Here is a 19,505-nt window from a genome sequence, read left to right on the forward strand (position 1 = left end):
GCGGCGATTGGGGCGCCGTCGGACCGGAGTCATCAACCATGGCCTTCTGCCCCGCTCTCTGGAATCTGTCATGCAATTGCATTACATTGGCGATGCAATACAGGAGTCGCGCCCATGGCCGCCAATGCATTGATCCAAACCCGTGTCGATCCCGACGTGAAGGACCGCGCGACCGCCATTCTCGATGCGATGGGCCTGACGGTCTCCGATGCGGTGCGCATCCTGCTCACCCGAACGGCGCGCGAGGGGCGGCTGCCGTTCGAGCTGGCGGCCGACCGCGAAGCCTATGACGCCTGGTTTCGCGCGAAGGTCCATGAAGCGCTGGACGATGATCGGCCGGATGTCTCGAGCGAAGAGGTCGAGGCCGAGTTCGCCGCGCGGCGCGCTGCCGCGATGCGCAAGGCGGACAATGCGTGAGGCTGGTCTGGTCGCAGCGCGCCCTGGAAGATAGGCGCGCGATCTTCGACTATATCGAAACCGACGATCCCCGTGCGGCCGTGATGGTCGACGAGCGCATTGAAGCGGCGACTTGGCGGCTCGTTGCCTATCCTCAAAGCGGTCGGATCGGCCGCGTCGAAGGCACGCGCGAGCTTGTCATCGCCCGCACACCGTACATTACGCCCTATCGCGTGATCGGCGACGTAGTTCGCATCCTGCGCGTGATTCACGGCGCCCGCATCTGGCCCGACACTTTCGACGAATAGGGACGGCTCAACTCGATTCAACCGCGGCCACGCGCATCATTGAACCGTGTTCGCGAACAGGTTGGGGGGGCGCAGCATCGTATGTCTTTGGCCCAAAGGTGACTTCGCTGCGCTGCCGACTGAACGCCAAAGTGATGAAGAAGCGCGGATGAGTCCGATGCTCAAAACGCAGTACGTAAGCGTCCGGTCGTTGTCTGCTCGAAAAGCAGCCGGTCAGCTAACGCCCCAATTTCAGTCGTTGAATATCAAAGTCTTATGATAGCAATGGGCTGTTTTCGGACTGGCAGCTTTCGAGATTGAAGCGCTGACAGCCGCCGTTCGACGTTCTCCGAAGCCCGTGGTCACTTACGACTGAGTTACGTTGCATGCCCTCGAGATGATCAGTTGATTGGGCCGACGTCGAATAAGTCTGTCGACACGACAGTCGACATGGCACTCAATACTCAGTCAAAATCTACTGAGCTCATATCGAGACGGAGGTTAGCCCGTCCAGCCGCAGAGCGCAGATAGCGTTTCGTCGGGCGACCGCGTCTTCATCCTCGAATATTCCGGCGCCTTGGGAACCAGCTTCGCCACGCGTTCGAATGCGCGAGCGAGCGCTGCCGCATCGGCGCGAGGAGGAAATGCTATCCCTGCGCCAGCCGCCTCCAGACCGCGCGTGATCACGAACTTCTCGTAATCGAGAAAGCTGATCATCTGCGGCACGCCATGGATCAGGCACTCGATCGCGGTTCCGAGACCACCGTGGTGCACCGCGAGGCGACTGCGCGGCAGCTCATCAGCAAGCTTCATCGGAGCAGCGCTAGCGACAAGATTACGCGCCGAAGGTTCCACCCCTGAAAAATGCCCTCGGAATGGTATCGAGCCGGCTTCAATCGCGCGAAGCACTGAGGCGAGCGCAGGGTGGTTCTTCGGTAGATATACGAAACCACGATCGCGCTCATGAGATGTGGCAGCGGGTGGAGCTATCTCAACCGGCCAATAGTAATCTTCATTCCGATGGTCCCGGTAAGGGTCGAACAGATCGAGCGTGCAGACCAGGTTGGCCGAGCCGCGGAGCAAGTCGCTGAAACGCCCGAAGCACGGTTTGCCGTCGACTTTCGATACGGTGTCCAGCACGCGCATCGCGGCTTCGCTTGCCGCCGCTTGCGCGCCGGGACGAAGCTGAAACGGAACGGGATCAGCGGTGTCGGGCGGAATCGTCCAGCCATTGCCGATGACGATCAGCGGTAGCTTCCCGCGCGCTGCGATGTTGAGACTGGGAGCCATGTCCGAAATGATCGCGTCCGGCCGGGCATCGATCAGGACCCGATGCCATGCTCCGACGACCGGCCTCACCAAATCGGCTTCGGCAAATCCCATGTGGGCGAGCAGTTCGGGGAGCGATGCCGCATCGGTTGGACCGCGGCTCGGGTGCAGGAAGATGGGAGCTTGGACGGCGGAGAGGCTTCCATCGGCGAGATGGCGTTCAAAGCGTGCAAACAGCGCATTGGCTGCGGCTCTGGCGCGAACTGCGGCAACCACGCTCCAGCCGCGAGACAGATAGAGATCGATGATCGGGACCAGGCGGTGGAGGTGACCGGCTCCCGCGCCCAATTCCCAACCGATCAACAGCCTTGGCATCGAGCTACGTCTACACTTCGATACCGGCGAGACAAACGTGCGGCACCTCGTTGGAAGGCCGCACGCCGTCAGATTCATGTTTGTCGTAATTCAGCTCAAGCGAACCAGGTCATCATTTCAGGTTGGAAGTGGTGTTCCGACCCCGCTCCATCCCAGATTGGCATGGGCGTATCGGCATAGCCCAGCGTCTGCTGTGGATCGGTGTCGAAGATGAAATCGGATGCGTCGATGTCCGATGCCGATGTCCCGCGCAGGATGATACGAGGCGCTCCATCCATCGAGATTTCGACATTGTCTCCGACCTGCGAGATCGTGAGGTCCTCATAGGCGGCCGAACCGATCGCCAGCTTGTCCTCGCCGCTGGTGAAGCCGGTGATCGTGGCCCATACGAACCCAGGATCGAGCGCCCAGGATTCGCCGACGAAGGCTGCTGGATCGAAGACGAAAGAGTCGTATCCGGCACCGCCGATCGCAGTGACATCGTCATTGCGGATTTCGATCACGTCATTGCCGGCGCCGCCGCTCACGAAGCTGGCCCAGCTTTCGGTAATCAGCAGATCGTCGCCGTCACGGCCGAGCAGCGAGGTTCCGTTCGAGCTGGAGAGTGCGAAGATGGAATCGTTGGCAGCCGTGCCGTCCATCTGGGCACTGTCGTAGCTGACGACATTCGTGGGTGTGGGATAGACGACGCCATCGCCGCTCGGCGGCGTTCCCGCGTCTCCGCCCAGCCTGACGATGAAATCATCCGCGGTGAGATCGGCAACGAGCGTCTGCGCGACCACGATCTTCGGCGCTCCGGCCATCGTGATCTCCACGTCGGCACCCGCCTGCGTCAACGTGAGCGCGCCGAAGCCTGCAGCGGTGTTGAGAACGGCGATCTTGTCGAGGCCGTCCTCGAAATCGGTGATGGTCGCCCAGGTATATTGCGGATCGAGGCTCCAGCTTTCCCCGACGAAGTTGCCGGCATCGAACACGAAATGGTCGCTGCCGCCACCGCCGGTCACGGTGAGGTCCGAATTGCGGACTTCGAGAACATCGGCCCCGACACCGCCGTCCATCGAGCTGCTCCAGCTCTCGCTCACCATCCAGTCGTTGCCATCCAGGCCCGAGAGCACATTGCCGTTCGAGCCACCTGCCGGCCCCGACGGTGCCACGATATAGTCGTTGGCGGTGGTACCGATCATTGCACCTGGGTCGAACGTGACCGTGTTAGTCGTCTCCGGATAGGGAATATTCCCGGCCGGCGGATTGGTCGGTTGCGATGCCAGATACTCGATATCGCCCCGGTCCCATTCGCTCCCGTCGGCGAAGCGAATGATGTCGACGCCAAGCTGGAGATAGCCCTCCTCTTCGGGAAACTGGCCAAGAAGCTGGATCGTGTCTCCAGTTTCGAGAATGGTCAGGACCGCGGCGCCGCCAACCTTTGTTATCGCCAACTCCTGCGGCAACAGATCGGTGAGAAGCAGAGTATCATTGCGAACAGCATAGCCGCCCCCGATCGTGTCGCTCCCATCACCCTTGGCATAGCGAATAACCGCCGTTCCCTCCTCGGCATTGACGATCGTGTCATTGCCCAGACCGGCATCCACCACTGCATCGTAGTAAGGCAGATAAATCTCGTCAGCCCCGGCAGTCCCATTGATCGGCCGCGGTGTCGACGGTCCCGCAGCCGTCTCAATGTCATCACGATCCCAGACGACGCCATTTGAAAACTTGATCGCTTCAAATCCGCCCATCGCGCCGAGATCGCCAATTACGAACTGCGAACCGATCTCCATCGTTTCGCCCGTGGCCGCAATCGTGAGAAAGCCCGCCGGACCCGAGCGCGTGATGGTCACGTCCCCCGGGAGGATGCCGGTGAGTTCCAACGTGTCGGACCGATTCCCATACGACAGGTATTTGTCGCTACCAGCTCCGGCTCCAAAAATTACTGTACCAAAGCCGTCACCGAACACGGTCAGGGTATCGTCACCTTCATGACCCTCAGCGGTGAAATTCGTTTGCGGCAGGTAGATTTCGTCCGAGCCGTTGGTTCCGTCGACGGTTTCATGAGCGGCGGCTATCGCGCTGCTTGCAGCGGCTATGAGCTGCGCCGACGACCATAGTGTACCGTCATCAAAGAGTATCTGATGCGCGCCGCCACTGACTACCGCTGCCAGCTCGTCGGCGAGATAGATGGAGCCATTCGAGCCATTGAACTCGATCTTTATAGCGGTGCCTTCTGCCGAGAATAGAAGGTCGCCAACAGCAATTCCGGCTCCCAGCTTCAGCGTGTCGGTGCCGTTGCCTGCTCCGGAGGAATAGAGGATATCGTTCCCATCGCCGGCGGTCCATTCAACGACGTCATCACCGGCGCCCGTAGTAATATAATCATCACCAGCCAGACCTCGCACAACATCACTGCCGTAGCCATCACTAAGGAAATCAGTATCGCTAGACCCCTCGACTGTTTTCGCAACTGGCGGAGAAATTGCTAGAGCCTGAAAGTAAGTGTCATTCAAATGCTGTAGGTATTTGCTCGGTAAGTAACTCTGACCTTTAAAATTTCCCCAACCGCTATAGCTTCTCATAAGATCAAAGAAGACATCGTCTCGACTCTTCCAATTTTCAATATATGACCATATTGTATCTTTATTTATGATCTGCCCGTTTTCAAACTCTATTGAGTTCAACGATATCGTCGATTTTGCATAAGCTATTCCACCTTGATCATAACCCGCATCGCCGGAAGGGCCTATGCTCTGGTCACTGTTACTAAATACAATTGTCTCGCCCGTTGCATCGATCTTAATGCCAATCCATTCAAATGCGACATAATCGATTATCTCGTGGCCATAGCTATAGAGATCTACTCCACCAGCAATGAAGGACACATCCTCTAAATTCAAACCATCTAATTTCAAATTATAATTGGCACTTGCATTATCATACTGAGCAACATCATGGCCATCTTCCGCAGAGAAGTGGATATCTATCGAGTTGGATCCGATTTTTATCAGATCATTATCACCTTCTCCATAAACGGAATCGTTGCTCCCATGAGAAATTATAGTATCGTTCCCAGCCCCGCCTTTGATAAGGTTTGTGCCAGATTCCGCGGTTATGTGATCAGCTCCCGACCCGCTTACGAAGACAAGCCCTCCAGCAGATTTCCCATCGTAGAAGGGTTTTGAACTCGTATTATCGAGAAGATTATCGCTATTATCTGTGCCATAGATAATAGGACGACCAAGATCATCCAATGGAGAAATGATGTTATCTGTATTCAAATCAGAAACTAGGGACGAAATAGCGTTCAAAGCGGACACGGGATCTGGAGTTATCCAAGCTTGAGATGTCTGCAAATCGGATAAATAATCTTCAGAGTCATAGCTACGGCGCTCCACATCGCCTGAAAAATCTATATTTACTATCCTTCCTATATGATACGGATCTAGTCGATCTTGAAGATATGCCTCGTTTCCTATTTGAGTAAAAAAATCATTGCTTGTTAAATCAAAGTTTTCCTCTCCTCTGGGTTGGATTGCCAAATTTTCTATGTGCCGGTTGCCGTCAGCATCTACCCAAAATTGCACATCATCAGATATCTTGAATGCTCCCGTATTCCATAGTAAAACTCTTTCTGCATAATCATTTATACCATCACTGTATAAATACTGCTGCACTGTAAGACCGTAGCTATCCAAGCCAAAAAAGCCGGCTATCTCCGCTTTCGAATAAAACGTCGCGACGCCATTTTCATCGATCTTAATAGGGACGTTTGATGACGAGAAAAATAGCTGGATAAGATCAAATTGGGATGGCAGTGCGAATCTACCGATGCTATCCATGTAACTTTGCATAGTTACAGAAAATTGTGACGATGTATCTACTGGCCGTATAATGTCCGAAGAAGATATATCAGATGGGCGAGTTTCTTCGCCGTACAGGAAATAGTTTAGCATGTATTCTGATCTAACGGGGGTCATCGATTATCTCCATGGCAGCTCAATTTTTTCTAGGTAGAATCGAACCCTTCTCTCAACTAGTTCCCATATTCGACGATTGATTTCAGCGGCCTTGATCCGTAAAATGATGGGTTCATTGTGAATTAAGGAGCACGCGATATTACTATCGCGATTCTGCACAAACGAAGTGAGTTTGGGAAGACTTGTAGTCGTGCGAGCGGCGGAAAATCCCATCGCCGCGGAGATGCCCCTCCTCGAGCGACGCGAGGTGGCGCTGGACTGGATGGCCTACCCCCATTCAGCCTAGAATTCTGACGACCTCCAGGGAGTCAACGCCGTTTCTCGGCAGTATCGTCGCGGCCCCCTAGAACGAGCGGCTCTCAGTAGTCACGGCAAGTGGTCCGAGTAGGTCTGTTGGCAGACGGCCCGCATTGTAAATAATGCCACCACTAGATCAACAGGTTACCCATATCTCAAAGGCGCTTAAGACAAGCCATAAAGCCGATCGCGACCGCTCCCGCGGCAACTAATATCGTTAATGGGAATAGGGCGGTTGGCCCGCTTAGAAACCAGTGAGGGTAAGAGATTCCATCCCAGTTATAGATGTAATCGATCGTCAGCGCAGACGCCGTTACCAGCGCCACTACAAACGAGGTTTTCGCATAGCCCAGCCTCGCCAGCAGGTATGTGGGGCCGACAATCACGAGACAGCAGATCGTGATATAGACGATTACAAAGGCGGCCAGTTCGAACATTGTTCACCACGCCTTGCTGATTCAGTGGGTCGACTAAGATCACAGTTACACCCAATCCTTTAGCATTTGCTACCAACCGGTAGCGGCTGAGCGTTCATGGCGCAGGCATACTGCGACGAGTGAGCGGCCGCTATCGACTTTTGCCGCTCGCGAAGCTGACGATCGGTTAACCATCAATCCCGGTCATTCCCATCTGCGCGGAGCGCCTCTAATCCGGGATGAATCGATTTGGCGTCTCTGAGATCCTGCACGAGAATGCTGCCATGAGCACAATTCCTCTGTGCGTGCCGTTCGCCAGAAAGGACGAAGCACGGCTCGCCGGCGCCCGATGGCAGCCGGAGCAGCGGGTGTGGACATGCGACTCCCGGCAGCTCACCACGCAGGCTTACGTGCAGCTCCGGCCGTTCGTGCCGCGCATGTATCGGCCGGAGCTTCCGCCGCCGTATATCCGACCGTGGATGGTGCCGCAGACATTGTGGGGCAAGAACCTGCGCGCGCTGCTGCCGAAGGAACAATGGGATGTGGTCCGGCGGCACGCCTATGAGCTGGCTGGCAATCGCTGCCGAGTCTGCGGCGGCCGTGGGCCACAATGGCCGGTCGAAGCGGACGAAGCCTGGGAATATGACGATGTGACGCACACGCAGACGCTCAAGAGCGTGATCGCGCTATGCCCGGATTGCCACCATGTTCGCCATTGGGGGAAGTCGATGATCGACGGCCGGGAGGAAGAGACCCTTCGGCATGTCATGGCGATCAATCGCTGGACGCGCGCCCAGGCCGAAAGCGCGGCAGAGGAGGCGCTTGCGCAATGGGAAGAACGCTCCAGCCACGAATGGCAAAGCGACTATAGCTGGGTGACGCGAACCCACGGCTTCACGCCCGACGAGGCTGGCGCCGCTCGTGCTGAAGCATCCAACCGGGAACTGGTCTCCCTGGCCCGGCGAGGTGCCGAGGAGGCGGACCGACTGTTCTGGAATCATTTGCTGGAGCCCGAACCTCCTGCTGCTCAGCCCCGGCGCATCGTCATTCCACTTCCGACGTCGCAGCCGGAGCAAAAGGTCGATCGCTCGATCCTAGGCGCGCTCAAGTCGCTTTTCCGCTGACGGCAGCCTGGCTCAGTTCCTCAAGGCGCTCGCGGCAGACCTGCTCGACAAGATCGCCCAACCGTTCGACCGATTGGGTTAGCGCGGCCAGTTCCTCGACGCTGATCTCGTAGCTCTCGGAATAGCGAGCCTCGACATAGGCACGCTTCAGCAGCTCGAAGCGGCGCCGGTCAATGCGCGTGTTCCGCGGCCAGGCCGCGATTAGACGCTGGTTCCGCTCCTCGGCCAGGGAGCGTAGAAATTTGATGTTGTGCGAGCGAGGCACGTAGAAGGTGAATACCAGCAGAAAGCAGGTGTAGGCTCGCTCAGTCGCTTGGTGCAGCGTGAACGCAGCGAGATTGTTGTTCTTAATGCCCCGATAGAATTCGGCGCCAGCGAGCAGGTCGCCGATTGCGGGATACCAATCAGCGAAATACCGCTGCGCCATTGCATAGGCATCGGCTGGTGTAAGCGGCTGCGGCGTCGCCAGCGGAAAGCCAGGAAGCTCGTAGAGTGCGATGCCGTCGCGGGCGATATCGACCCAAAAATACTCGCCGCGGATCAGCGCGTCGTTCACTTCCTCCATGGTGTGAACGATGATGTTGACCAGTCGCCCGACGGCCGGATCGCGCAGGATCTTGTCCTCCGCGACATACCAGTAATCGGCGATCTCGGTCAGGTCCTTGTGGCTGACGATCACCAGCAGGTCGAAATCGGACTGGTAGCCGTTCTCGGGCTCATCCACCCAATCGGTTCGGGAATAGCTCCCGAACAGGATGATCTTGAGGATTTTGCCGTTACGCTTCCACGGCTGCGTCGCACGCGAGATCGCCACGGCGAACTCATCCATCAGGACTTGCTTGACGTGCTCCAACTCGTCTTGCTGGCGCTGAGGGAGATGATCGATATCGCTGCGCACCAGCGTGATTCTCGCCTCGCGATCGCCATAAGGCAAGGGCTCATCACATAGCCGGCAGCGAGCCATGGCGTTGACCGGCGTACGGGGGGATGGCGTTTAGAAACGAATGCCATTCAGAACGCTGCGCAAGGTTGCTTGCTTTCCGGCGCGCAGAAGCCGCTTCAACTCCGGTGTTGCCCAATGGCCGGCAAACTGATCCAAGCCAGGTTCGGTAATGCGAAAGCGTCGAAACACTGGTCCGCCACCACAACCGGCAGCTCGCAAGGGAACCGCCGCCGGCATCGAATTCTCATCTTGGCACTCCTGCTGGTGGCTCGACAGCGTATAGCCTATGGTGCGGTTTCGCCTCGCTGCTGTTCAGAAAATAGCACAGCGCTCAGCTAATCGTCGGCCCGGTACGGCCGCGGCCGATCGTCCAGCTGATCCCGTCGCCGCGCATCAGGCCCGAGACCGATTTGCCGACATGACGGTCGAGCACCGGCCGCCACGGCACCAATGTGAATTCGCGTGACTTCTCGATGACCGCGAACCGCGCGCTCGCGAGATCGACCGAGCGGCGATACACGCCCTCGACGCGGGCGCCCGGCGAGGCTTCGACAAACGGCAGCTTCAGCTCGTCGGAGAGTTGGTCCGCGACGCGCAGCAGCTCGCGGCGCTGGAGCGCCGCGAGCATCCCGCGCTGATAGCGGACGCCGGCGTCGCTTTCCTCGGCGAAGCCCTGGGCGACCAGCCATTGCCTGCGGCGGTCCTGGGCATCGCGCACGGCCGCGCCAAATCCGGCCTCGCGCAGTGGTTCCGGCGCGGCCGCGACCAGCTCGCGATCGAGCCAGGTCGCGGCCTCGGCGCCGACCAGCTTTTCGATAGGCTGAACGGAGAGTGTCATGACCCGAACGGGAGCCTCCTTCGCGCGCATCGCTTCATAGGCCGCAGCGCGGTCGAGATGATCGGGCGTGACGATCCAGCTCCCGTCGGGCGAGCGCTCCGCGAAGCCCGCCTTCCGCATTGCTTCGAGCCGCCGCACATGCGTCTCGGCGAACACCTCGCTGGCGGACGGATCATGCCGGAGATGCGCGTCGACATCGTAGCGGCCGCCATTGGCGGCGGCGACCGCGGCTATCGTCCGATCGGACTCGCGGATCGCGGCGTCGACAGGCTCAAGACGGACGACCGCGCCCATAGGGATCGGCGCCAGCCGCTCGCCATAGCCGACATCGACATAATGGGTGCGGCCATCGGTCGCCTCGACGATGAGATAATGGCGGTCGCGATATTCGTCCGACAGGCCGCGCTCGACGATGCAGCCGGTGATCGCCCGCGCGCCCGGCGCGCCGGGCTCGTAGATGGCGAGATCGGCGAGCGCCGGCGCGGCCCTGCGTTCGGAAAATGCGCGCTGCATCGTGCGGATGATGTCGCCGCGCTCGCCCATCCACCGCAAAATGTTCTCAAGTCCGTCGGCGAGCTGCCAACCGCCCTCGGTCCGCTCGGCGAGACCGAGCCGGCCGAGCGCGGCGAGACGGCCGGCGCGCAAGCTCTGCTGGAACGGATCGCGCGCGGCAGCGGATACCACCCGCGCGGCATCCATGTCATGGATCAGCCGCCGGTCGATGCTGGTCAACCGCTCCTGGCCGATTTCCGCGCGCAGCCGGTCCTCGATGTCGCGGTCGCTGCGCGGGCCGAGATCGAGGTCGACGAGCTCGGCCGCGCGCTCGCGGATACCGCGGGTCAGATACTCCGGCGCGATGACGAGATCCTGGCCCCGATCGTTCTTGCCGCGCAGCATGATATGCGTGTGCGGATGGCCGGTGTTGTAGTGGTCGATCGCGATCCAATCGAGCTTGGTGCCGAGATCCTCCTCGACCCGCGCCATGAGCCGCCGCGTGAAGTCCCTGAGATCGTCGATCTGCGCGCCGTCCTCGGGCGACACGATGAACCGGAATTGGTGACGATCGCCGGCATGGGGTTCGAGCCACTTCTTGCTGTCCATCTTGTCGGCGTCTTTCACATAGAACTCGGCGGGCTTGCCATCGCGCGTCACGCCGTCTCGCCCGAGATAGCTGAGGTGCGCGCGAGCGCCGTCCATGCCCTTGCCGGCGAGCTTCACCGACCGGGCTTTGACGATCACGCGCCGCTGTCGATAGGCGGCGAACCGATCGCGCGCGCCGAGCACGCGGCCGACGCCCGCGCCGCGCCCGATCCGGCTGCCCTTGAAGCCGGGCTTGGCGAGGCCCAGTGCGGCTCCGCCGCGCGCCAGATTGGCGGCGGCCAAAACCCGGTGGAGATATTTGCGCGCGCGCCTGCCGGACTGGCTGCGCATCCGGCCAAGGCGCGGCTCGAACTCGTCGTCGCTGATGGGCATGGCGTCTATCCCATTCGCCCCGCCGCCGACCATGGCGCGGCTCCACCGCCATGAAAAGCAGTGCCGCCGGAAATGGCGGATTTGCGCGGGTTCTGGCCTCTACGGCACTGTCGCGAAGCCGACAGTGCCAAGATTCCTGCAAGAAAATGATGTGCAGACAATGGTTTACGGCACACCAGTGCCGTAGCTTTATCTTGCCTTAGCTGTCTTATCGGCTTCTCCCGCATTTCTTCTCTTCTCGACTTCTTTCGTTCGCCGTGCCGGGTGCCTGGAAGCGCCGGGACTCACCCCGGCTCCTCCGCCGCTTCGAGCGCGGCGCGAACGGCCTCGGCTGCTTCCAGCTCGGCCGCGATCTGAGCGCGCTCGGCTTTGTCCGAGCACGCCGCCAGCTCCATCCGAAGCTCCTCGATCTGCTGATCAATGCTCATCGTCGCCTCCTGATCGTGACGCTCTCCGCTGCGAGAGCATTGCGCTCGCGATCGGGCGGCGGGGCGGCTGTCAGGGATGCGCGAAGCGCACCGCGAAGCGGCGGCGGAGGAACCGATTTTGTCGCGCTGGAACGAACAAATGCGCGCGCGAAGCGCGCTCCATTTCGCGGCAAAATTGGAGGGGCCGCCGTCCTTGATAGCTGCCCTGCCGCCCGATAGCCTGGGACGATCGAGACCAGGCGCAATTCCCGCCGTGAGGTCCGCTACATTGGCTGCACGCGCTCGATCGCAGGCGCTTTCGGGCACAGCCGCTCACGATTCCGGCGCGTCTCCCGGCGCCGTCGAAGTCGCAGGTTCAGCGCGCCGAAGCGGCGCGAACAGCGCGCTCGGCGGCGTGTCGCCGGGCGGTGCCGCTGGTGCGGCGGTGACGGTCCGCAGCACCACGAACAAGCCCTGGACCGGCCGCTTCGGCGCCCGAGCCGGGCTGGTCCCGGCAACCGCCGAGGGTTCTTCTCCGGCGCTGGTTGCGGCGAGATAGGCGATCGTCTCAGGCGGTAATGGCCGGCCGGTCGCGAGATGGTCGGTATAGCGGGCGGGTCCGACATTGTAGGCGGCAAAGCAGCCCGGATAGCCGAAGCGATCGTACATCAGGCGGAGATAAGCCGTGCCTGCGAGGATATTGTCGCGCGGTGCATGAGGATCGCTGCCCAGGCCGAGCGCGCGGCGCATGTCGAACCAAGTTCCCGGCATGAGCTGCATGAGACCCATGGCGCCCGCACGCGACGTGATCGGCCGGCCATTGAGCGTGGTGCGGCCGCCGCTCTCGGCGCGCATGACGCGCTCGATCCAGGCGACGGGTATCCCGAACCGGGCCGATGCTTCGGCGATATAGTCGCGCCACGGCGCCAGCGGATCGGCCCGCACCGGGCTGGCGAACGCGAGCGCCAGCCCGGCGAGCGGGACGAGCGCGCGGCGGGTCAGCGGACCCATAACGGCACCGCTTTGCCGACCACCGCACGCGTGTCGGTGATCCCGAAATAGCGGCCGTCGAACGAGTCCGGCCGGGCCGGGTTGAGCAGCAGCAGCTCGGCCGTACCGAGCTGTCGGCAGTCCTGGAACCAGGGTAGCGGGCGGCCGAGACGGTCGGCCCTGCGGCGCTGGACCGAGCCTCGGCCGGCGATCGCGACGGTCGCGCCGAAGGTGCAGACCGTATCGCCGCCGGCCGCGCCGACATATTTGACGGCGGGTACGTTCAGCGGAAGATAATGGCGCCGCGCAGCGAAGGCGGCGACATCGCCGGGCAGGCGGACCAGCACGAGATCGCCCGCCGCGATCGGTGCGCCGGGTGTGATCGCGTAGAGCCCGACGGGCGCGCTCGCGCTCGCGTTCCAGACCAGGCGCGGGGCCGGCGGCGCGACGATGGTCGCACCGAGGCAGGCGATGCCGATGCCGACCAGCGCGGCGCGGCGGCGAAGCCGGATGCGGTGGCGGCGGGCGGCGCGCAGCGCATCGCCCCAGGCGAACAGCGGCAGGTCGCGGCGGTCAGCCATGGCGCGCCTCCGCCGCCTGCGCCTGCGACCAGGCGTCGATGTCGTCGATGTGATAGCGCAGCGTCCGGCCGTGCTTGCGGGCACGCGGGCCGGCGCGTTTGGCGCGCAGCGATTTGAGCGTGGCGAGCGAGATGCCGAGATAGAAAGCGGTCTGCTTCGAGGTCAAAAAGGGAGAGGCGTCGCGTGCATGCCGCGCGCGATCGGCGGTGTCGGTCATGTGTCGGGTCCGGTCGACGTCGGGCGCCCGATTGCGCCCGAGACCGCCTCGAACTGCCCCGATCCGCCCCAGCTCGGCAGGGTCGAAAACGGGTATAGTCGAATCCGACCCCTCGACTCCCTCGAAGGGAAGCTCCCGCGCCCGGATGGGCGCGGGAGCGGCCGGTCAGTCGAGCGGGTTCCAGATGATCGCGAGGACGTCTTCGTCGTCCTGGCCGGCGGCGCGGCCGAGATTGGCATAGATCTTCCGCGGCCCGAACTCTGGCGCCGCGACGCTCAGCGAGACATAGGGCCGGCCCGAAGCCTCCCCGGTCTTGATCCACGCGCCGCCGACTTCGCCGCCGCCGAGATAGACCCGATAGTCGGGCTGGCTGCCGGATTTCTTCTCGGCATTGGGAAGGATTTCGATGCGGACCGGCTGGCGCATCGTCGGCGTCTTGAACTGGCCCCGGTAGCTGTTTCCGGTGCGGGTGACGGTTCCGAGTGCAGGCATTTCAACGTCTCCATCTTGGCTGCGCCCGGACCCATTCCGGGCGACGGGCGAGCCGAGGAGACGGCCTCAGACGGACGTGCGAACCGTCAGGCCGGAGCGCGAGCGGAGGACCGGAGCCGCAGGCTAATTTGGAGCGAAGCGGCCGCGAGGAGCCGGCCTCGGGCCGGCGGGGAAATTAGCCGGAGGCGATGGTTTCGCAGGGCCGGCGGCCGTTCCAGGACTCAGCCCAAGGAGCCGGATGGGACCGCGCGCGACACAAGGAGAAAGCGGATGCCGCCGCGCCGCGGAAACCAGCCGTGCGCGGAGCACTGCCGGGCTTCATGAGTCCCTGATGCGTTTGCAGAACCGTGCCGCGACTACCCTTGCCGAGAGGAGGATAGCCTGACTATCGCGGCCCGCATGGACGGCGGCGAACGGGCAGTGAGCATGACAGGTGCGGCGTGGCGGACGGGGCCGGCGCGCCTGCATCGTCTGGCGCTTGGCGTGGCGGCCGCGCTGATCGCGACCGCGGCCGCGCTGCAGGATCGGGCGCGGGTCGCCTATGTCACCGATGGCGACACGCTGCGGCTCGAGTCCGGTGAGCGCATCCGGATCGCCGGGATCGACGCCCCGGAAATCCATGAGGACCAAGCACGTTGCCATGCTGAGATCGCGCGCGGCAAGGCGGCCGCGACACGGGCCCGCGCCTTGCTGGGCGGGCGCCTGGTTGCGATCGAACGGGTGGGACGCAGCTACAACCGCACGGTCGCGCGGCTCACGCTCGGCAGCCGCGACGTCGCGGCCGAGCTGGTCCGCGCACATGCCGCGAAGTGGTGGCCGCGCGGGAAGCCGAAGCCCGATTGGTGCGACGGTCACGGCCGCAGAACCCGAGGCGCCCGGCGCTGATCGGGGCGCCGCGCGATCGCGGCGGCGCCGTCAACCGGCGTCCATTGCCTCTGCACCTTCGGCCTCGCCGGCGCGGCGCTCGACCGCATCCATATAGGCATGGGTCCGCATGGTGACGTGGAACATGAAGTCGGTCATCGCGAGCATGTTGAGGGAGTTCTGGGCCGACGCATAGGCGATATAGCCATGCTGGCTTGCGTTGCGATTGGGCACCGGATCGCGAACGGCGAGCCCCTTCGGCGGTCTTGGGAGACCGCGGGCAGCGACGGGAGTCGCTCGAAGCCTCAATGACAGGTGTTGCCGTTCTTGAGCGTGAGCGCGACCGCGTTTCTCACGATGGCCCATGCATTGAACTCGTCATACGCGCCGCTCTCCATGAGAGCGCTGATCTTCGTTTCAAGGAATGCTGCGACATTATCGCCATGGCGCTCGATGAGTTCGCGCGCGATTGCGAAGGCGGTGGCGTCGTCGGGGACATCCATGCCGCATGATAACGCGGCCAAGCGATCCGCGCCAACCGCGATCGCCTCGACCGGTCTCGCCGTCACGCCGGCCCGGCACATGAAAATGCCGCGCGCCGGCGCTGGAACAGCGGCGGCGCGCGGCCGAATTTCAGCCCCAGGACAAGGGTCAGGCGGCGAGAGAAAAGGAGGCGCGCGGCCGGACGATCCGGCCGCGCGCTCCTGCTCATGCCGCGATCGGCAACGCCTCGGGCACGCTCTGCGGCGCCGGCAGCGCAAGCGGCTCGGCGGGTGCCGGGTCGGGCTGCTCGACCGGCTCGGGCTCCGGCAGCGGCGCGAGCGCCGCGCGCGCGGCGGCGACGCGCTCGCTCGCGTCCACCATGGTCACGCCGCCCCGGCCGGTATAGGCGGCGGGCGGGAACTGCATCCACCTCGGCACCCAGCCTTCGACCTTGTTGCGGCCGCCGCTTCCCGAAAGATGGTCGGCGATCACCTTCTTGAGCGTCTTGCCGCGCTCGTCGCGGTTCTCGCGCGCGGCGCGCTTGCCGCCGACCTCCTCGACCAGCGCAAGCAGCACCTCGCGGTCGCGAAGCTGCTCGAAGAACGCCGCGTCGGCGGTCCACCAGCGCGCCATGTCGACGTCCAGCTCGGCGCCCACCGCCTCGACCACCATGCCTCCGGCGGCAAGGCTCTCGCCCATGACGATCGCGGCCACCGCCATGACTTGCGCGTCGTCGAGCCGCATCAGGCGCAGGAACAGCGCGGCCACGCCGCCCTCGTCGCCGTTGCCGCCAATCACGGTCGGCTCCTCGTCCGAGAAGCCGAGCATCGCCAGCACCGCGCGCCGTTTTTCGTCGAACACGGCTTCGCCGGGCGCGGTCTCGATGCTCTCGCGCACCTCGTCGTCACGGGTCGCCTGCGGCTCGGCCTTGACCGACCACAGGTGCGTGCCCGCAATGGCGTGCGCCACCATCAGGCGGAGCGCCATGCCCGGCTGGTCGGTCAGCGCGGCACGCACGGCGGCGTGCCGGTGCAGGTCGATATAGGTCCGCATCGCCGAAGTGATCTCGGGCCTGCCGGGAGTCGGGCCGCCCGGCACGGCGGCGGTCGTCTTGGCATCCTTGTCCTTCTCCTTGGCGAGCCGCGCGGCTTCCTTGCGGGTCACATAGCCTTCGTGGAAGGTCACTTCGCCGTTCGACCGCACGTCGATGTAGACCCGGCCGCCCTTGCGCTTGGGCGCCTTCTCATGCTCATAGGCATGGAAATAGTCGGACGGCGGGACGACCACCGCGTCGGTCCAGCCCTGTGCGAGATAGGCGTCGCGGCGCGCGGCGATCTCGGCATTCTGACAGGTCCAGAAGGCTTCGGCGTCGGCGAAATAGCTGTCGTCGCCGAACAGGTCCGCGACCACGGTCAGGCCGCTCCGCTCGACGTCGAACAGCGCGTGCTTGACCGGGATGGTCTGCCCGCCGAACAGCCAGCCCTTGAGCTGATGGCCGGACGGGGCATAGGCGTCGGGGGAGTCGTAAAGGGCCAGCCATTCGCGCTGCTGGCTCTTGCTGGCGAGCGTCAGGTGCCGCACCGTCAGCACGTCAATCTGCTCTTGCGCATAGAGCGAGCGGATGCGCGGCAGCAGGTTGCCGAGCGCGAGGATGCGGCGCACCTTGAGTTCGGGATAGGCGAAGGTCTCGGCGATCTCCTCGATGCTGCGGCCTTCCTTGACCAGCCGGACGAAGCTCGCCCATTGCGTCACCTCGTCGGGATCGCGCCGCGCCATATTCTCCAGGATCGAGGCTTCGACCGCATCGGCGTCGTCGCCTTGCTCGAGGATGGCGCACGGCACCGGCTCGGGCTGGCCGGTCTCCTCGGCCACCGCGAGCGCCGCGAAATAGCGGCGCGCCCCACCGACGACACCGTGATGCTCGGGCTCGCCTTCCTGCCGCACCACCAGCGGCTGCAGGATGCCGCGCTTGCGGATCGACGGCAGGATATGGCCGAAGTCGGGGACCTTCCTGCCATAGTGCATGTTGGTCTTGCTGATCGACAGCTTGTCGAGCGCAACAAATTCGAGTTTCATGACAGTCTCCATGTGAGGGCCGGTCCCGCCGATCGGTCGAAGGTGAAGCGGGGCCGGTTTGGGTGCGGCGAAGACGCGCCGCGCGTCTGCCGCCGCGTCAGTGCGGCGGAAGCTCGGTGTCGGCCGGGCGGCCGAGATGCAGGTCCAGCAACAGCGCCTCGGCTGCGATGATCGACCCGCAGGCGCGCGCCGTTGTGGCCCAGATGGACAAGGGTGCGAGCCCGAGGAACGAAATGTCGCGTTCGAGGCGGATGCCCCAAGGGAGCCGCACGCTCACCAGTTCCGACAGGCTGAACGTGCCGAGTTCAGGGGTGCCGAACCCAAGATCGGCCAGCCCGAACAAGGTGTCGTCGTTGGGGTAAAGCTCGGTCGCGAGCCATGTGGCAGCGCCGATGGGGTTGAAGAATTTGACGACCGGCAGAGGGTTGAACGCGCTATGGGCGGCGGTCCGCTCGGCGTTGGCGCGCAGCATTGTGCGCAGCTCGGGGGTCAGGAGCATCATGCCGCCAGCCTCCTGACAAGCGCGTCGGCGTTGGCCTCGCGGTGGCGGGCAAGCAGCCATTCGGCGGCGCGGCTGGCGTGGCTCGCCGCACGGAAGATCGCGCGATTGTCCTCGCGCAGCACGTCCAGCCAGCTCGCCAGATAGTCGGAATGGCGAACGGTCGGCGCGATGCCGAGCGCGGCGCAGAGGAAGGCCGAGCCCATCTCGGCCACCAGTTCCTCGCGCGCATAGCCTTTGGTGCCGAAGGCGTGGGACAGGTCGCGGCCGAGCCGCTTGGCGTGGCCAGTGGCGTGGGTCAGCTCGTGCAGGCAGGTGCGGTAATAGTTGATCTGCTCGAAGAAGGCGGGCTGCGGCGGCACCACCACCATGTCGGCGCCCGGCGCGTAATAGGCGCGGTTGCCCTGCACCACGAAGCGCACGCCGCTCGCCGCAATCACTTCCTCGGCGACGGGGACGATTTCGCGCTCGGGCAGCGGCACCGGCTCGGGCGCAAGGCCGGGGCGCAGCCCTTCGCACTGCTCGACGTTGAACACGGTCGACCGCTTGAGGAACGGCACCGCCTTGGGGTCCTCGCCAGCGGCAGCCGCGCGTTCCTGTTCCTTGGCCGGAATGAAGCGGTCGGCATAGACGATGGCGACGCCATGCTCGCCCTTGCGGACGCAGCCGCCCGCCTCGATGGCTTGGCGGAAGGTCAACCAGCTTTGGCTAACGTAGCCCTTGGCGAACACCTCGCTCCACAGCGTCAGGACATTGACGCCGGAATAGCTCCTGCGGGTGAGCGCGTTGCGCGGCAGGCCGATCGCGGCGCCGCCGGGGCGCCCCCAAGGCTGGACCCAAGGAAAGCTGCCCGCTTCCAGCTCGGCGATGATGCGGTTCGTTACCTCGTCATGGACAAACGTGCGGTCCGTCTGCTTGGCCGCAGCAGGGAGTGCCTTGGCACCCCCACCACGGCCGGTCTTGGCATGACGTGTGGCTAAGGAAACCATCGCTAACCTCCATCCCGCCCCAAAAAACCCCCAGGGCCTCGGCCGGAGGGGTGGGCGGCGAAACGCGACTGGAGAGGCGCGCCGCGAGCGGCGCCGGCACCCGCAGGGCCGCAACGAAGTGGAGGAGCTGGGCGCAGCCCGGCTTGCCGGCGGCGCGGGCGCGCCTAGCAGGGAGCGCCGACCACCCCTCTGGCCGCGGCCCGCAACAAAGCGCGCCATCGCGCGGCACGCGCGATGCCCGATGCGGGGCCGCAGGCCCCGAAAGCGCGTCAGCTCGATCGTCATGCGAAGCGCCGAGACGCGCGGCACGCGCGGCTCGGTGGAGCTTGGCGAGCGCGGGCCGAAGGGACGCGGGAGCCTAGCGGAGTAGAGCGCGGTCCGGCCGAAGGCCGGAGACGCCGATCTTCAAATCTTTTCTAAGCGGATGCTCTTATAAATGCGGAACGAGCATGATCGGCAGTGGGATACTTGGCGCCGAGAACGCAGATATCTTCGTCATAGAGGATTGTCGAAAGGGGACT

The 19,505-nt window shown here is 63.3% G+C and carries 19 protein-coding genes; 4 read left to right on the forward strand and 15 right to left on the reverse strand.

Going from position 1 to position 19,505, the window contains the following annotated elements:
- The first annotated feature begins 114 nt into the window (after positions 1–114).
- The gene (locus ACMGER_RS17610; RefSeq protein ID WP_436813457.1) at positions 115–417 is read left to right on the forward strand and encodes a type II toxin-antitoxin system RelB/DinJ family antitoxin; all 303 of its coding nucleotides are present in this window, start codon (positions 115–117) and stop codon (positions 415–417) included.
- The gene (locus ACMGER_RS17615; protein ID WP_436813458.1) at positions 414–704 is read left to right on the forward strand and encodes a type II toxin-antitoxin system RelE/ParE family toxin; all 291 of its coding nucleotides are present in this window, start codon (positions 414–416) and stop codon (positions 702–704) included. The genes ACMGER_RS17610 and ACMGER_RS17615 overlap by 4 nt, the downstream gene beginning before the upstream one ends.
- Before the next feature lie 480 nt (positions 705–1,184).
- Here the strand turns inward: ACMGER_RS17615 and ACMGER_RS17620 are convergent, their stop codons facing one another.
- From ACMGER_RS17620 to ACMGER_RS17630, 3 genes are all read right to left on the reverse strand, one after another.
- On the reverse strand, positions 1,185–2,327 hold the full coding sequence (locus tag ACMGER_RS17620) for a nucleotide disphospho-sugar-binding domain-containing protein (RefSeq protein WP_436813459.1): 1,143 nt from the start codon (positions 2,325–2,327) through the stop codon (positions 1,185–1,187).
- A 95-nt stretch (positions 2,328–2,422) separates the two neighbouring features.
- Positions 2,423–6,157 (reverse strand): calcium-binding protein, encoded by a 3,735-nt coding sequence (locus ACMGER_RS17625; protein ID WP_436813460.1) that lies wholly within the window; start codon positions 6,155–6,157, stop codon positions 2,423–2,425.
- A gap of 590 nt (positions 6,158–6,747) precedes the next feature.
- Positions 6,748–7,029 (reverse strand): hypothetical protein, encoded by a 282-nt coding sequence (locus ACMGER_RS17630; RefSeq protein ID WP_436813461.1) that lies wholly within the window; start codon positions 7,027–7,029, stop codon positions 6,748–6,750.
- Positions 7,030–7,292: 263 nt separating this feature from the next.
- Between ACMGER_RS17630 and ACMGER_RS17635 the strand changes: the two genes are divergently transcribed.
- Entirely contained in the window at positions 7,293–8,132 is an 840-nt protein-coding gene (locus tag ACMGER_RS17635; RefSeq protein ID WP_436813462.1) for a DUF5710 domain-containing protein, read from the forward strand.
- Here the strand turns inward: ACMGER_RS17635 and ACMGER_RS17640 are convergent.
- The 7 genes from ACMGER_RS17640 to ACMGER_RS17670 all read right to left on the reverse strand — a co-directional run bounded on the left by ACMGER_RS17640 (position 8,113) and on the right by ACMGER_RS17670 (position 14,073).
- The gene (locus ACMGER_RS17640; RefSeq protein WP_436813463.1) at positions 8,113–9,066 is read right to left on the reverse strand and encodes a HEPN domain-containing protein; all 954 of its coding nucleotides are present in this window, start codon (positions 9,064–9,066) and stop codon (positions 8,113–8,115) included. The two genes, ACMGER_RS17635 and ACMGER_RS17640, sit on opposite strands and share 20 nt — an antisense overlap.
- Positions 9,067–9,406: 340 nt before the next feature.
- Entirely contained in the window at positions 9,407–11,386 is a 1,980-nt protein-coding gene (rlxS, locus tag ACMGER_RS17645) for a relaxase/mobilization nuclease RlxS (protein WP_436813464.1), read from the reverse strand.
- A 284-nt stretch (positions 11,387–11,670) separates the two neighbouring features.
- Positions 11,671–11,814, reverse strand: a complete 144-nt coding sequence (locus tag ACMGER_RS17650; RefSeq protein ID WP_436813465.1) for a hypothetical protein — start codon at positions 11,812–11,814, stop codon at positions 11,671–11,673.
- A 312-nt stretch (positions 11,815–12,126) separates the two neighbouring features.
- Positions 12,127–12,804: a lytic transglycosylase domain-containing protein gene (locus tag ACMGER_RS17655; RefSeq protein ID WP_436813466.1), complete on the reverse strand. Its 678-nt coding sequence runs from the start codon at positions 12,802–12,804 to the stop codon at positions 12,127–12,129.
- Positions 12,792–13,364, reverse strand: a complete 573-nt coding sequence (locus ACMGER_RS17660) for a S26 family signal peptidase (RefSeq protein ID WP_436813467.1) — start codon at positions 13,362–13,364, stop codon at positions 12,792–12,794. The genes ACMGER_RS17655 and ACMGER_RS17660 overlap by 13 nt, the downstream gene beginning before the upstream one ends.
- On the reverse strand, positions 13,357–13,581 hold the full coding sequence (locus ACMGER_RS17665) for a helix-turn-helix transcriptional regulator (protein ID WP_436813468.1): 225 nt from the start codon (positions 13,579–13,581) through the stop codon (positions 13,357–13,359). The genes ACMGER_RS17660 and ACMGER_RS17665 overlap by 8 nt, the downstream gene beginning before the upstream one ends.
- A gap of 165 nt (positions 13,582–13,746) precedes the next feature.
- Positions 13,747–14,073, reverse strand: coding sequence for a DUF736 domain-containing protein (locus ACMGER_RS17670; RefSeq protein ID WP_436813469.1), 327 nt, complete (start codon positions 14,071–14,073; stop codon positions 13,747–13,749).
- A 399-nt stretch (positions 14,074–14,472) separates the two neighbouring features.
- On the opposite strand from ACMGER_RS17670, the gene ACMGER_RS17675 reads away from it, so the two are divergent.
- On the forward strand, positions 14,473–14,958 hold the full coding sequence (locus ACMGER_RS17675; RefSeq protein ID WP_436813470.1) for a thermonuclease family protein: 486 nt from the start codon (positions 14,473–14,475) through the stop codon (positions 14,956–14,958).
- A gap of 30 nt (positions 14,959–14,988) precedes the next feature.
- Here the strand turns inward: ACMGER_RS17675 and ACMGER_RS17680 are convergent, their stop codons facing one another.
- The 5 genes from ACMGER_RS17680 to ACMGER_RS17700 form a co-directional block, all read right to left on the reverse strand.
- The gene (locus ACMGER_RS17680; RefSeq protein WP_436813471.1) at positions 14,989–15,171 is read right to left on the reverse strand and encodes a hypothetical protein; all 183 of its coding nucleotides are present in this window, start codon (positions 15,169–15,171) and stop codon (positions 14,989–14,991) included.
- 71 nt (positions 15,172–15,242) lie between these two features.
- A complete protein-coding gene (locus tag ACMGER_RS17685) occupies positions 15,243–15,521 on the reverse strand; it encodes a hypothetical protein (protein ID WP_436813472.1) in 279 nt (92 codons plus the stop codon).
- A gap of 124 nt (positions 15,522–15,645) precedes the next feature.
- The gene (locus ACMGER_RS17690; protein ID WP_436813473.1) at positions 15,646–17,496 is read right to left on the reverse strand and encodes a ParB/RepB/Spo0J family partition protein; all 1,851 of its coding nucleotides are present in this window, start codon (positions 17,494–17,496) and stop codon (positions 15,646–15,648) included.
- A 97-nt stretch (positions 17,497–17,593) separates the two neighbouring features.
- Positions 17,594–17,998 carry a DUF2958 domain-containing protein gene (locus ACMGER_RS17695; RefSeq protein ID WP_436813474.1) on the reverse strand — a complete coding sequence of 135 codons (405 nt, stop codon included), beginning with the start codon at positions 17,996–17,998 and terminating at the stop codon, positions 17,594–17,596.
- The gene (locus ACMGER_RS17700; RefSeq protein WP_436813475.1) at positions 17,995–18,984 is read right to left on the reverse strand and encodes an ArdC family protein; all 990 of its coding nucleotides are present in this window, start codon (positions 18,982–18,984) and stop codon (positions 17,995–17,997) included. Before ACMGER_RS17700 ends, ACMGER_RS17695 begins: the two co-directional genes overlap by 4 nt.
- Positions 18,985–19,505 lie beyond the last annotated feature (521 nt).

This window comes from Sphingomonas astragali, assembly GCF_051400615.1.
Taxonomy (GTDB): domain Bacteria; phylum Pseudomonadota; class Alphaproteobacteria; order Sphingomonadales; family Sphingomonadaceae; genus Sphingomonas.